The organism is Ornithinicoccus sp. (genome assembly GCF_057176825.1).
On sequence record NZ_CM169976.1, the window covers coordinates 366731 to 380098 of the forward strand.

At 73.0% G+C, this 13368-nt stretch carries 12 protein-coding genes; 4 read left to right on the forward strand and 8 right to left on the reverse strand.

What is annotated here, in order from left to right:
- Positions 1-488: 488 nt before the first annotated feature.
- The 4 genes from AC1QRC_RS01900 to AC1QRC_RS01915 form a co-directional block, all read right to left on the reverse strand.
- Positions 489-1835, reverse strand: coding sequence for a molybdopterin-dependent oxidoreductase (locus AC1QRC_RS01900; RefSeq protein WP_484205174.1), 1347 nt, complete (start codon positions 1833-1835; stop codon positions 489-491).
- Between the two features lie 288 nt (positions 1836-2123).
- Positions 2124-2912 carry a helix-turn-helix transcriptional regulator gene (locus tag AC1QRC_RS01905; RefSeq protein ID WP_484205175.1) on the reverse strand — a complete coding sequence of 263 codons (789 nt, stop codon included), beginning with the start codon at positions 2910-2912 and terminating at the stop codon, positions 2124-2126.
- 496 nt (positions 2913-3408) lie between these two features.
- Complete coding sequence (locus tag AC1QRC_RS01910) at positions 3409-4125, reverse strand: MFS transporter (RefSeq protein ID WP_484206719.1); 717 nt, start codon at positions 4123-4125, stop codon at positions 3409-3411.
- 300 nt (positions 4126-4425) lie between these two features.
- A complete protein-coding gene (locus AC1QRC_RS01915; RefSeq protein ID WP_484205176.1) occupies positions 4426-5154 on the reverse strand; it encodes a helix-turn-helix transcriptional regulator in 729 nt (242 codons plus the stop codon).
- 115 nt (positions 5155-5269) lie between these two features.
- Here AC1QRC_RS01915 and AC1QRC_RS01920 point away from each other — a divergent pair, with 115 nt between their 5' ends.
- From AC1QRC_RS01920 to AC1QRC_RS01935, 4 genes are read left to right on the forward strand one after another with little or no spacing between them, the layout of a single operon-like run.
- Positions 5270-5560, forward strand: a complete 291-nt coding sequence (locus tag AC1QRC_RS01920; protein ID WP_141783518.1) for a DUF2249 domain-containing protein — start codon at positions 5270-5272, stop codon at positions 5558-5560.
- Between the two features lie 15 nt (positions 5561-5575).
- Entirely contained in the window at positions 5576-6163 is a 588-nt protein-coding gene (locus tag AC1QRC_RS01925) for a hemerythrin domain-containing protein (protein WP_484205177.1), read from the forward strand.
- The gene (locus tag AC1QRC_RS01930; protein ID WP_484205178.1) at positions 6160-7209 is read left to right on the forward strand and encodes a hypothetical protein; all 1050 of its coding nucleotides are present in this window, start codon (positions 6160-6162) and stop codon (positions 7207-7209) included. Before AC1QRC_RS01925 ends, AC1QRC_RS01930 begins: the two co-directional genes overlap by 4 nt.
- Entirely contained in the window at positions 7206-9962 is a 2757-nt protein-coding gene (locus AC1QRC_RS01935) for a multicopper oxidase domain-containing protein (RefSeq protein ID WP_484205179.1), read from the forward strand. The genes AC1QRC_RS01930 and AC1QRC_RS01935 overlap by 4 nt, the downstream gene beginning before the upstream one ends.
- A gap of 152 nt (positions 9963-10114) precedes the next feature.
- On the opposite strand, the gene nagB is transcribed toward AC1QRC_RS01935, so the two are convergent.
- The 4 genes from nagB to AC1QRC_RS01955 all read right to left on the reverse strand — a co-directional run bounded on the left by nagB (position 10115) and on the right by AC1QRC_RS01955 (position 13366).
- Positions 10115-10897: a glucosamine-6-phosphate deaminase gene (nagB, locus tag AC1QRC_RS01940; RefSeq protein WP_484205180.1), complete on the reverse strand. Its 783-nt coding sequence runs from the start codon at positions 10895-10897 to the stop codon at positions 10115-10117.
- On the reverse strand, positions 10897-11619 hold the full coding sequence (locus AC1QRC_RS01945; RefSeq protein WP_484205181.1) for an N-acetylmannosamine-6-phosphate 2-epimerase: 723 nt from the start codon (positions 11617-11619) through the stop codon (positions 10897-10899). The genes nagB and AC1QRC_RS01945 overlap by 1 nt, the downstream gene beginning before the upstream one ends.
- The gene (locus tag AC1QRC_RS01950) at positions 11603-12292 is read right to left on the reverse strand and encodes an ROK family protein (RefSeq protein WP_484205182.1); all 690 of its coding nucleotides are present in this window, start codon (positions 12290-12292) and stop codon (positions 11603-11605) included. Before AC1QRC_RS01950 ends, AC1QRC_RS01945 begins: the two co-directional genes overlap by 17 nt.
- A gap of 369 nt (positions 12293-12661) precedes the next feature.
- Complete coding sequence (locus tag AC1QRC_RS01955) at positions 12662-13366, reverse strand: dihydrodipicolinate synthase family protein (protein ID WP_484205183.1); 705 nt, start codon at positions 13364-13366, stop codon at positions 12662-12664.
- Between the last annotated feature and the right edge of the window lie 2 nt (positions 13367-13368).

A 13368-nucleotide genomic window follows, 5' to 3' on the forward strand; every position in this document is an offset into this window, starting at 1 on the left:
CTCGGCCTCGGGGTCCTCGACGGCGAACTTCATGGCGCCCGACTTCAGCTGGTCCACGGCATACTCCTCCGGGGCCTGACCGGCCTCCTTGGCCTGGTCCGCGATCGCCAGCGAGCTGCGGTCGAAGGTCGGGTAGCTGGGCGTCCAGCCGAGGCGCACCGACTGCGCCAACAGGTCCATCACGGTCTTGCCCTCGAAGGCGCCGGTGCCGGCCCCGACGGTGTCCGCGGTGTAGGTGTCGTAGCGGTACTGGCTGGTGTTGACGTACCAGTACGCCGTCTGGTTCATGTGCCGCGGCGGGCGGGACCAGTCCAGCGCGAAGGCCATGTGCTGGAAGCCCATCAGCGGCCGGACCTTCTCCTGCCCGACGTAGTGCGCCCAGCCGCCGCCGTTGCGGCCCTGGCTGCCGGTGATGGTGGTCAGCACCAGCATCGCCCGGTAGATGAGGTCGGAGTGGTACCAGTGGTTGGTGCCGGCCCCCATCAGGATCATCGAGCGCCCGCCGGAGTCCACGGCGTTCTGCGCGAACTCCCGCCCGATCCGGGCGATCTGCTCCGCCGGCACCGAGGTGATCTCCTCGGCCCACGCGGGGGTGCACGGCGCCCGACGGGTCCTCGTAGTCCGTCGGCCAGCTGCCCGGGCAGGCCCGGACGGGCCACGCCGTACTGGGCCAGCATCAGGTCGAAGACGGTGGTGACCACGCGGTCCCCGATCCGCCGGACCGGGACGCCGCGGGCCTCGTAGACCACCTGCCCGTCGAGGGCGTCGAACCGGGGCAGCGCGACGCTGACGGTGTCCTGCTCCGCCGAGCCCTCGGCATACAGGGTCAGGGCGGGGTCCAGGTCGCCCAGGTCCAGGTTCCACTTGCCCGACGCCCTCGTCGCCGAAGCGGTGGCCCAGCGACCCGCTGGGGCACGGCCGGCTGGTCGGTCGCCCGGTCGAGCAGGACCGGCTTCCACACCGGCGTTCTCCGACTCCCGCTGCGGGTTGTCGAAGTCGGCGGCGGTGAGGAACTTGCCGGTGCGCCACCCTCCGTCCGACTCCTCCAGGGTGACCAGGAAGGGGAGGTCGGTGTACTTGGCGGTGTAGTCGTGCGAAGAACGGGGTCTGCTGGTCGACGAAGAACTCGCTTGCAGCACCACGTGGCCCATCGCCATCGCGAGCGCGGCGTCGGTGCCGGGGGCGGAGGCCACCCACTCGTCGGCGAACTTGACGTTCTCGGCGTAGTCGGGCGCGATCGCCACGACCTTCTGGCCGCGGTAGCGGGCCTCGGTCATCCAGTGCGCGTCGGGGGTCCGGGTGAGCGGGACGTTGGAGCCCCACATGATCAGGTAGCCGGCGTCCCACCAGTCGCCGGACTCCGGCACGTCGGTCTGGTCCCCGAACATCTGCGGGCTGGCAACCGGCAGGTCGGCATACCAGTCGTAGAAGCTGAGCATGGGGGCGCCGATCAGCTCGTTGAACCGGGCGCCCGAGACGTAGCTGACCTGCGACATCGCCGGGATCGGGGAGAAGCCGGCGATCCGGTCCGGGCCCCAGCGCTTGATCGTGTAGACGTGCGCGGCGGCGATCATCTCGACGGCCTCGGACCAGGTGGACCGGACCAGGCCGCCCTTGCCGCGGGCGGACTTGTAGCGCGCGGTCTTGTCCGGGTCCTGGACGATCTCGGCCCAGGCCAGGACGGGGTCGCCGAGCCGGGCGCGGGCCTCGCGGAACATCTCCAGCAGCACGCCCCGCACGTAGGGGTAGCGCACCCGGGTGGGCGAGTAGGTGTACCAGGAGAACGCGGCGCCGCGCGGGCAGCCGCGGGGCTCGTACTCCGGGTCGGTCGCCACCGGTCGAGGGGTAGTCGGTCTGCTGCGCCTCCCAGGTGATGATCCCGTCCTTGACGTAGACCTTCCAGGAGCAGGAGCCGGTGCAGTTCACGCCGTGCGTGGACCGGACCACCTTGTCGTGGCTCCACCGGTCCCGGTAGAACGCGTCCCCGCTGCGGCCGCCCTCGAGGCTCAGCGTGCGACGGTCCTGCGAGACGGTGCCCCGGGTGAAGAACCGGCGGGTCCCGACCAGGGCATTGCCCAGGGGGCCGTCCAACGGGGCGGGTGCGTGCTCGGGCCGGGTGTCGGTCATGTCGTCTCTCCTCGGTCGGCGAACTGGGCGGGAACGGTCAGGTGGGCCACGCAGGTGCGGCCGGTCACGAGCGGTTGGAGGTCGACCTCGACGGACTCCTCGCCGAGCTCGTCGAGCGCTCCCCGGAGCAGGCCACGGTGCACCCCGCAGACCGTCTCGGGGGTGCCCTGGGCCAGGTCCAGGAACGGGCAGTCGTGCAGCACGATGTCGACCTCGCGGGCCCCGGACCGGGTGCGCAGGTCGGGCTGGTGGCCCCAGCCGCCGAGCAGGTCCAGGACGGTGCCGACCTTGCCGAGCCAGGCACCGGGCGTCCGGGCCGGGGTCGGCCGGCGCTCCGTCACCGGCGTCGCGGCCGCCACCTGCTCCCGCACCCAGTCCCTCGCGGCACCCTCCAACGTCTCCCCCGGCACCGGCGCCCCGTCGACGGTGAGCCCGAGCACCTCGGCCAGGGCGGCATAGGCCCGGTGGGTCGCCGGGTCCGCCGCGCGCGGCGCGGCCCAGGGCACGGCATACCGCTTCCGGGGCCGGCCGGCCCCGTGCGGAGCGTCGTCGCGGGCCACCAACAACCCCGCCCCGACGAGCAGGTCCACGTGGAAGCGCACCGTCGTGACGTGCAGCCCGACGACCTCGGCCAGCTCCGCGGCGGTGAGGCCCTGCCCCCGCGTCCGGCCCCCACCGGCCGGCCCGTCGGCCTCCTCTGGCAACCCGGCGAGGTGGTCCACGAGGCGACGGCGCACGTCCGACCGCAGCAGGGTGATGCCCTGCCGGGAGCCCGTGGTGCTCATCTGGACCTCGCTCGAGGAGGGAGGTTTAACGGAACAAGTACTACAGAGAGTAGCGCCCTGTGCCGGTCCTCCACCAGAGGGGCCCGACCATCCGATTAGGACACACAGATGTGTCCTAATACCGCGCTGACCTGCGCAGACTTTCGATCACGGCATACCACCACGGACCGCGCGACGCCCCCTGCGCCACGTCGGGATCGACGGTCGCGGGAGGGCGTCGGAACGGCCCGTGGTGGAAAAACTGCATAAAACGGATTAAGCGGAGACGGCGTCCGCCGCCAGCTTCTCCTGCTGCGCGTTCTTGACCACGGTGAGGGTGAGCACCAGGGCGACGAGCGCCGTGGCCGACAGGAGCAGCAGCCCGATGGCGTAGGACTGGGTGCGGCCGTAGACGTCAGCCCATGATCAGCGGCGGGCAGGAACCCGCCGAGGCCACCCGCGGCGCCCACGATGCCGGTGACGCCACCTACCCTGGCGGGCTCGGTGACCTGGGCGATCAGCGCGAAGGTAGCCCCGCGACCCGGCGCCGAGCGCGGCGGCCATCCCGAGGAAGGCGGCGGTCCCGATGTGCTCGAGCAGCGGCGTGCTCGCGGCGATCGCCGAGCCCACCACGACGACCGCGAAGCAGCCGGCGAGCACCTTGACGGCACCGAACCGGTCGACTGAGGGCACCGCCGACCGGCCGCATCAGCACCGCGACGACGACGAAGCCGGCCATCCGGTTCGAGGCGTCACCGGCCTCCAGGTCGTAGGCGACCTTGAGGTAGGAGGGCAGGTAGACCGAGAAGGCCACGTAACCGCCGAAGGCCACCGCGTAGAGGAAGGCGAGGCCAGCCAGGTGATCGAGAGCTTGGAGTTGGCCACGACCCGGCTGACCATCGAGCCCGTCGGCGACGGTGCGTCCCGGAGCATCGCGCAGGATCGCCCACGCGGCGACCGCATACACCGCCAGCACGACCGCACAGATCAGGAACGGGAGCGTGGCACCGGTCGAGTAGAGCGGGACCGTGGTCAGCGCGCTGATCGCGGTGCCACCCATCCCGGCGCCGAAGATGCCGATGGCCAGGCCCCGCTTGGCCGGCGGGAACCAGGCGTTGACGAACGGAACCCCGACCGCGAACGCGGTGCCGCCGATGCCGAGGAAGAACCCGACCGTCAGGACCGCGATCAGGCTGCTGTTGGCCCAGAACCCCAGGAGCAGGACCGGGACGATCGTCGGCGGCGGAGACCAGCGGGAACATCACCCGGCCGCCGTACTTGTCGGTGAGCGCACCGACCGGGATCCGGCCCAGCGACCCGACGATGACGGGGACGGCGACCAACAGCGCGACATCGGACTCACCGATGTCGCCGAGGGTGCCGTCGTCCCTCCAGAGGGGGCCGAGCGGGCTCAACAGGGCCCAGGCCCAGAAGTTGACGGCGAATCCGAGGGTGGCCATCGCCAACTGCACCCAGGGGTTCGCGGCGGTGGTGGAAGGGGCCCTTCCGGTGTCGGCGGTCGACATCGTGCTCCTCAACGGTCGTGCGCGGAACGAGGCGGTGAATCGGGAGTGGTTCCGGCTCGGGTCAGTGCCAGCCGGCAGGCCCCGGGCTCGATGAAAGGCTCAAGGTGTGCAGTTGTCCTGCTCGCACCGTAGTGCTCCAGGGCGCCCTCGACCAGCCCTAGGTGCACCTGGCACACGACCTCCGGGTGGGCGGTGGCCAGTTCCAACAGGGGACAGGTGGTCAGGGCCAGGTCGTCGGGCCGCTCGACGGGGGTGAACCCGAGGTTCCCGAGCAGGTCGACGACCCGCTCGGCGGCGGCCTCGTCGGCGTCCTCCGCGGCCTCCCCGCCCGCGGGGCGCGAGACCGGTCGACGGTGATCGGCGTTGCGGGCCAGCTGTGCGCCCCAGGCACGGCCGATCTCCTGGGACTCCTGGGCGGGGTCGCTCGAGGTCCGGGACAGGTGCTGGACGAAGACGCTGGTCAGGCCCTGGTACTCCTCGAAGGTCGGGTCCCCGGTCCGCACCTGGCTGCGGCCCTGGACCGTCGGCCGGTAGCCGTGGGCCGGCCGTCCCCGCCCCTCGGACGGGATCGATCCCCGCTCCACGAGTCCGGCCCGGGTCAGCTCCCGCAGGTAGGAGCGGACCGTGTTGGCGTGCACCCCCAGCGCGGCCGCGAGGTCCGGCACGGTGACCGGCTCGGCCGCATCGGCCAGGTGCCGCAGGACCCGGTCGGCGGGGCCCTCGGGGGACGCCTCCACCGGGGTCCAGGGGGCCGGCCCCAGGGGCGGATTTTTTTTCACAGTTGTAATGTAATAATTGTTCGGAGTGCCGCGCAAATCGGAGCGCGGGACCCACGAGGAGAAGGAAGAGACGATGACCGAGCCCACCCCCATCCCGGTCCAGGACGTCAGCGGCTGCGGCTGTGGCGAGCACGACGAGGACGCCCCCGAACTGGACGTGCGCGCCGTCCCCCACAAGATCCGGCACGCCACCGTCTTCGGTGCGCTGGAGGCGATCCCGTCCGGTGGGTCGTTGATCCTGGTGGCCCCGCACAACCCGCTTCCGCTGCTACGCCAGATCGAGGCACGCGACCCCGGCGCCATCGAGGTCAGCTACCTGGACGAGGGCCCCGAGGCCTGGCGGCTGCGGCTGCACCGGCGCTGAACGAAGGGACTGCCCATGTGTTCGTACTGCGGGTGCGAGTCGATCTCGGTGGTGGGGCGGTTCATGCGCGAGCACGTCGACATCATCAACGCCTCGGGTGATCTCCGTCGGGCCGTGGCCACGGCGGACCACCGCGCCGTGGAGGAGGCCGCGGACGTGCTGGCCGGGCTGCTCAACCCGCACACCCACGCCGAGGAGGTCGGCCTGTTCGCGGTGATGCGCGAGCAGGAGGAGTTCACCGAGCACATCGACTCGCTCTGCGCCGAGCACGACACACTCGATGAGCAGCTGGCCCGGCTCAAGGCCGGGGAATACGACCTGCTCGACGAGTTCATCCACACCCTGCGGGTGCACATCGACCGCGAGGACAACGGCCTGTTCCCGGCCTCGGCCATCGCCCTCGACGGCCCCGACTGGGAACGCGTCGACGAGCAGACGCCCGAGGCCGGTGGCGAGTCTGCTGACGGTGGCCACCCGGACGACGCCCACTCCCACGATCACGACCACCCGCACGACCACGACCACCCGCACGACCACGCCCATCCGCACCAACACGACGCTCACCCCCACGCCCACGCGACGGCGGGTGAGCCCCCCTCGTGAGCCGACCGGTCCGACTGTTCCTGCTCGCCCTGGGGGCGGGCTGTCTCCTGGCCGGGCTGGACGCCGCACTGCTCCTGCTGGGCCTGCCGGCGCCGGTCGAACGCGGCGCACTGCCCGGGCTGCACGGGGTGCTGATGGTGCTCGGCTTCTTGGGCACCGTCATCGCCCTGGAGCGGGCGGTGGCACTGCGGCAGCCCTGGGGCTACCTGGCCCCCGCGCTGCTCGGTGCCGGCGGCCTCACCCTGCTGACGCCGCTGCACCCGGTCGTCGGCCAGGTGTTCCTGCTCAACGGCGCGCTGGTCCTGGTGGCGGTGTACGCCGCCCTCTGGCGCCGCTCGGGTGAGACCACCGTCCTGGTCCAGCTCCTCGGCGCCGTCGTCGCGGCCTGCGCCGCGGGGTTGTGGCTGCGGCTCGAGGTCGCCGACCTCGTCCCCTGGCTGGCTGCCTTCGTGGTGCTGACCATCGCGGCGGAACGGGTCGAGCTGGCCCGCATCGCCGTCCCTGCCCACGCCCCGCGGGTGCTGCTGGCACTGTCCACCGCCCTGGTCGTGGCGGTGCTGGCGACCCTCGTCTGGCCGGTGTGGGGCGGTCGCCTGTTCGGCCTGGCCCTGGTGGCGCTGGTGTGCTGGCTCGCCCGGATCGACGTGGCCCGCAAACTCGTCCGCAGCACGGGGCTGCCCCGCTTCTCCGCGGCGGCACTACTGTCCGGGTATGCCTGGCTCGGCCTGGCCGGCCTGGTCTGGGTCGCCGTCGGGGCCCCGGTCACGGTCCCCGCCTACGACGTCGTGGTGCACGGCACCTTCCTGGGCTTCGCGATGTCGATGGTGCTGGCCCACGCCCCGGTGATCCTGCCCGCCGTGCTCAGCGTGCGGCTGCCCTACCGCCCCGTCCTCTGGGCCCCGCTGGTGCTGCTGCACGCCGGCATGGTCGTGCGGGTGGTCGGCGTCACCGCCCAGGGCGTGGTCTGGCAGGCCGGGTCGGTGGTCACGGTTCTGGCCATCCTGGCCCTGGCCGGCACCGCCCTCACCCTGGTGGTGACCGCATGATCCCGGTCCGTCCCAGCACCTCCACGCAGGCCCCTGGACCCGCACCGAGCCGGGGCACCTGGGCCCTGCGCGACCGGACCGCGATCGTCTGGCTGCTGGCCGCCGTGGTCATCGCCCTGGTGCACCCGTTCGTGCCCGAGTCGCGCTGGCTGATGGTCCACCTGGTGCTCCTCGGCGCACTCACCCACTCGATCATGGTCTGGACCCACCACTTCGCCCAGGCCCTGCTGAAGACGCCGCCGGGGCTGGACGACCGGCGCCGCCAGTCCCAGCGCCTGGTCCTCCTGCTCGTCGGGGTGGCGACCGTCCTGGTTGGCGTACCCACGGGCTGGTGGCCGGTGACCGTGACCGGCGCCGTCCTGGTCACCGCCGCGGTGACCATCCACGGCATACAGCTCTGGCGCCGCCTCCGGGCGGCCCTGCCCGGCAGGTTCCGGGTGACCATCCGCTACTACCTCTGCTCCGCCGCCTGCCTCCCCGTGGGCATCCTGTTCGGCGTCCTGCTGGCCCGCGGCCCGTCGGCGGAGTGGCACGGCCGCTTCCTGCTGGCCCACACGATGCTTAACGTGCTGGGCTGGATCGGCCTGACCGTCACCGGCACCCTGGTCACGCTGTGGCCGACGATGCTCCGCACCCGGATGGACGACCGGGCCGAGCACCAGGCCACCCGGGCCCTCCCGGTCCTGGTGACGGCACTCGTGGTGCTGACCGGCGGCGCCCTCCTGGACGTCCGGGTCGCCTCGGCTGCCGGCCTCGTCCTGTATGCCGTGGGGCTGGTCGTCTGGGGCCGGGCCCTGGTCCGGCCGGCCAGGACCCGGCCCCCGCGGGAGTTCGCGACCGCCTCGGTCGGGGCGGCACTGGTGTGGTGGGTGGTCGGCATCGGCTGGCTCGCCGGGGCGACCCTGACCAGTGCCGACTGGACCGAGCTGACCACCGGCTTCGGTCCGATCACCGCGGTCCTGGTGGTCGGCTTCGCGGCCCAGTTGCTGCCGGGGGCGCTGTCCTACCTGATCCCCTCGGTGCTGGGTGGCGGGCCGTCGGTGGTCCGCGCCGGCCAGCGGTGGTTCGACCGCTGGGGCACCGCCCGGCTGGTCGTGATCAACCTGGGGCTGCCGCTCTGCCTGCTCCCGGTCCCCAGCGCGGTCCGGGTGACCGTCTCCGCCCTGGTGCTGGTGGCCCTGGCCGCGTTCATCCCGCTGATGCTGGCTGGCGCCGCCGCCAGCGTGCGGGCCAAGCGGGCCGTGGCCCAGGAGGGCCCGGCCCCCGCGCGTGGTCCGCGCGGCCCCGTGGAGCGTCCGTCGGTCTGGTCCGCCGGGCAGCTCGTGGCCGCTCTGTCGGCGGTAGCCGTCATGGTGGCACTCGGGGTCGGGTTCGACCCTGCCGCGGCCGGTCTCGGCTCGACCTCGGGAGGCGGCCCGGCGGGCGGTGCCGCAGCCGGGGTCGAGCCGACCGGCCAGACCACCACGGTCCAGATCTCGGCACAGGACATGCGGTTCGTGCCCGACCGGGTCGAGGTCCCCGCCGGTGACCGGCTCGTCGTGGAACTCGTGAACGACGACCCGTCCAACGTGCACGACCTCACGCTCGGCGGGCAGACCACCCCCCGGCTCTCCCACGGTGACACCGCCACCCTCGACCTCGGGGTGGTCGGGACCTCGCTGGAGGGCTGGTGCACCATCATCGGCCACCGGCAGATGGGGATGGTCTTCTCCGTCGACGTGGTCGGCGACGCAGCCAGCTCGGACGGCTCGGACGGGGACGGGGCGCACGCCGATCACGGGGCCACCGGGGAAGCCGGCGGGGACGTGCAGGCCGGCCCCACGGCATACGGGATCGTCCCCGACCCCGACGCCACGGTCACCTCCGCGGTGGACCCCGTCCTGCCGCCGCTGGGCGAGGACCGGGTGCACCGGCTGACGCTCACCGCCCGGGAGGTCGAGCTGGAGGTCGCGCCGGGCGTCTGGCAGCGGCGCTGGACGTTCAACGGTCAGGTGCCGGGACCGACGCTGCACGGACGGGTGGGCGACACCTTCGAGATCACCCTGGTCAACGACGGCACGATGGGGCACTCGATCGACTTCCACGCGGGCGCGCTCGCCCCGGACGAACCGATGCGCACCATCGCGCCCGGCGAGTCGCTGGAGTACACCTTCACCGCGGGCCGCGCCGGGATCTGGATGTACCACTGCTCCACGATGCCGATGTCCAGCCACATCGCGGCGGGGATGTTCGGGGCGGTGGTCATCGAGCCCGACGACCTGGCCCCGGTCGACCGCAGCTACCTGCTCGTGCAGTCCGAGACCTATCTGGACACGTTGGCCACGACGCCGGAGGAGGCGACCGACGTCGACCCGGACAAGGTCGTTGCGGAGGTCGCCGATGCGGTGTCCTTCAACGGGATCGCCTTCCAGTACGACCAGGAGCCGCTGACAGCCACCGTCGGCGAACGGGTCCGGATCTGGGTGCTGGACGCCGGTCCGAACCGTCCGAGCAGCTTCCACGTCGTCGGCGGGCAGTTCGACACCGTCTACCTCGAGGGGTCCTACCGGCTGCGGGACGGCACAGGGCCCGACGTGGGGCCGTCAGTCGGCGCGACGTCCGACGGCGGGAGCCAGGTGTTGGGGTTGTTTCCCGCCCAGGGTGGCTTCGTCGAGCTCACCCTCCCCGAGGCCGGGCACTACCCCGTGGTGTCCCACCTGATGATCGACGCCGAGCGCGGTGCCCACGGCATCCTCGAGGTCACCGACCCATGACGGGCAGCCTGTCCGTGTCTCGATCGCCAGATCACGCGTCCGGTCACCTCCCAGCACCGCCAGATCACCCGTCCGGTCACGGGTGGGACCGCCAGGCCACCCGTCCGGTCGCAGGGGGCGGGGGCGGGTGGGGCGGGTGGGGCCGGGTGGGGTTAGATGCCCTGCCAGTCCGGCTTCCCGGCCCAGGTCTGCCGGTAGTAGTCGGCCAGGCGCAGCCGGGAGGCCGCGGCGTCGTCGAGCAGGACCGTGGTGTGCGGGTGGAACTGCAGCACCGTGGCGGGCCACATCGCGCTCACCGATCCCTCGACCAGGTGGTGCACCGCCTCGGCCTTGCCGACACCGGTCGCGATGAGCACCAGGTGGCGCGCCTCCATGATGGTGCCCAGCCCCTGGGTGAGGCAGTGCCGGGGCACGGCGTCGACGTCCCCGCCGAAGAACCGTGCGTTGTCCGTCCTGGTCTGCTCGGTGAGCGTCTTGATCCGGGTCCGTGAGGCCAGCGAGGAGCCCGGCTCGTTGAACGCGACGTGCCCGTCGGTGCCGATCCCCAGGATCTGCAGGTCGACACCGCCCGCGGCGGCGATCGCCCGTTCGTATGCCGTGCACGCGGCGGGGATGTCCGTCGCCTGGCCGTCGGGGCCGGCGACGGCACCCGGCGCGAAGTCAACGCGGGAGACCAACTCCTCCTCGATCACGCTCCGGTAACTCGCGGGGTGTCCCGGGGGTAGCCCGACATACTCGTCCAGGGTGAAGCCGCGGGCCCGGGCGAAGGAGATCCGGCCGGTCTCGTGGCGCCGCGCCAGCTCGTCGTAGACGGCGAGCGGGCTCGAGCCCGTGGCCAGGCCGAGCACCGCGTCCGGCGTGCTCGCCAGGAGACGCTCGATGGCGTCGGCCACCAGGTCGGCGATCCGCCATGCGTCGGTGACGACGACCTCCATCAGCGGCCTCCTTCCCGGGGCGCTGCGCCGCGGGCGTCGTCTGCAGAGCGCTCCCCCATGGCGGCGACGAACCAGCTGGTGATGGTGCTCGGGTGGGTGATCGCGGTGCCGACGCAGACGCTGTGGGCCCCCGCGGCCAACCCGGCCGCGGCGTGCTCGGGGGTGTGGAACCGTCCCTCGGCCACCACCGGCAGAGCGCACCGGGCCGCGATCTGCGCGATCAGCTCGAGGTCCGGTCCGTCCGTCTTCGGCCGTTCCCCGCTGTAGCCGGCCAGGGTGGTGCCCAGCAGGTCGGCACCCGCGTCCTCCGCGGCCACGGCGTCCTCCAGCGAGCCGCAGTCCGCCATGACGAGGACGTCATGCTCGGCCCGCAGGCCGGCGATCGTCTCGGCGAGGGTGCGTCCGTCCGGGCGCGGACGCCGGGTCCCGTCCAGGGCGACAATGCCGGCACCGGCCCGCGCCACCGCCCGCGCATGCTCCAGCGTTGGGGTGATGAAGACCCCCTCCGAGCCGTCCTTCCACAGGCCCACGACCGGCACGTCGACCGCGGCGACGGTCTGCCGGATGTCCTCGATCCCCTGCAACCGGAGCGCTGCGGCGCCGCCGACCACGGCGGCCTGCGCCACCCGGCGCATCGTGTCGGGGTCACGCATGGCCTCCCCCGGGTAGGCCTGGCAGGAGACGACGAGCCGCCCCCTGATCTGTTCAGTCGCCGATGCCATCGGATGCTCCTCGCTGCTCGCTCTGCACGTGCGGGGCCGACACTGCGCCCCGGGCCGACACCTCGCGCGCCGACTCCGCTGCTCCCACGAGGGGGGCCGCCCCACCGAGGGTCCCGGCCAGGACCGGCAGGTCCGCCAGGACGTCGATCAGCTCGGCCCGCATCGCGCTCTCCATCGGAGCCCACCACACCGCACCGGCACCCGCCAGCCCGCCGGTGACCACGACCACCTCGGGGTCCAGCACGGTCACCGCCCCCGCGACAGCCCTCCCCACTGCGGCCGCCGAGTCGGCGACCGCGCGAGAGGCCAGGGGGTCGCCGTCGCGGGCCAGCGCGACGACCGCGACCGCATCGGCCACCTGCGGATCACCGGCCAGGGACAGGTAGTGCCGGTGCAGCCCCACCCCGGATCCGATCGCCTCGAGGTGCCCGGGTCGTCCACAGGGGCAGCGCAGGTGCGCGGCGGCCCCGACGGGCACGTGCCCGAGCTCGCCGGCGACGTGCCGGGAGCCACGCAGCACGGCGCCGTCGAGGATCACGCTGGCTCCCACGCCGGTCCCGACGGCGACGACCAGCGCGCTGCGACTGCCCCGGGCGGCGCCGTGCCGGAACTCCCCGAGGGCGTGGGCGTCGACGTCGTTCTGCACGTGGACCGGCGCCTGAGACCCGATCACGGGGGTCAGGGCCTGCCCCGAGGAGGTCCGCCAGGAGTGTGCCCGGCCAGTCCGCGAAGGTGTCGGTCGCCGAGACGATCGCGCCCCGGGAGACGTCGACGACGCCGGCCGTCCCCACCCCCACCGCCCTGACGGCGGCCCGCTGGGACGCCGCACCGGCGGCCGCACCAGCAGCGATCCCGGCGGCAATCCCGGCGGCGGAGAGCACCTCGCGGACGAGCGCGACCACCGTCGCCACCACCCGGGTGGGCCCCTCCCGGGCCGGGGTGGGCGCGGTGCGCACCGGTCCGCATACGCCCCGGGCATCCACGAGCGCGGCCGCGGTCTTCGTGCCGCCGATGTCGACGGCCAGCACGAGGTCGGCAGTCATCACCCGACAGTCAACCCCACGTCGGCGAGGACGGTGCGGATCTGCTCGACGGGAGCGCCCTCGAGGGCCCGGACGGGGTGGGCCATCGTCGCCGTCTCGATCAGACCCTGGGCGGCCATGGCGGCCTTGAAGGCCCCGACCCCCGCGGCGTCGCCGCTGCGGCCCTGCGGCACGAAGACGATCTCGAACAGCCGGTTGAGCCGCTCCTGCTCCTTGCGCGCCGTCTCCCAGTCCCCGGCCGTGGCAGCGTCCCAGAGCCGGACGTACCCGGCGGCGTCGACGTTGCCCAGCCCCGGCACGACCCCGTCGGCCCCGACGTAGAGCATGGCGTCCACGACCACCTCGTGCCCGGTGAACACCTGGAGGGGATGGCCCGCCGCGGTGTTCAGCGCCAGGAGGCGGCGGAATCCGACGTCGTCTCCGGAGGAGTCCTTGACCCCGGCGATGACGCCCTCGGTGCCCAGCCCGACGAGCAGGTCCCCCGACAGCTTGGAGTGCACCCGCACGGGCACGTCGTAGGCCCACAGCGGCACGTCCAGCGCGGCCGCGATCCGGCGGAAGTGGTCGGCCGTCTCGTCCGGGGAGTTGATCGCATAGACCGGTGCCGTGCAGACCACGGCCTGCACCCCGGTCCCGGCGAGCGCCCGCGCGGTCTCCGACACCCGCCCCGCGGTCAGCTCCATGGCGCCGGCGATGATCGGCACGC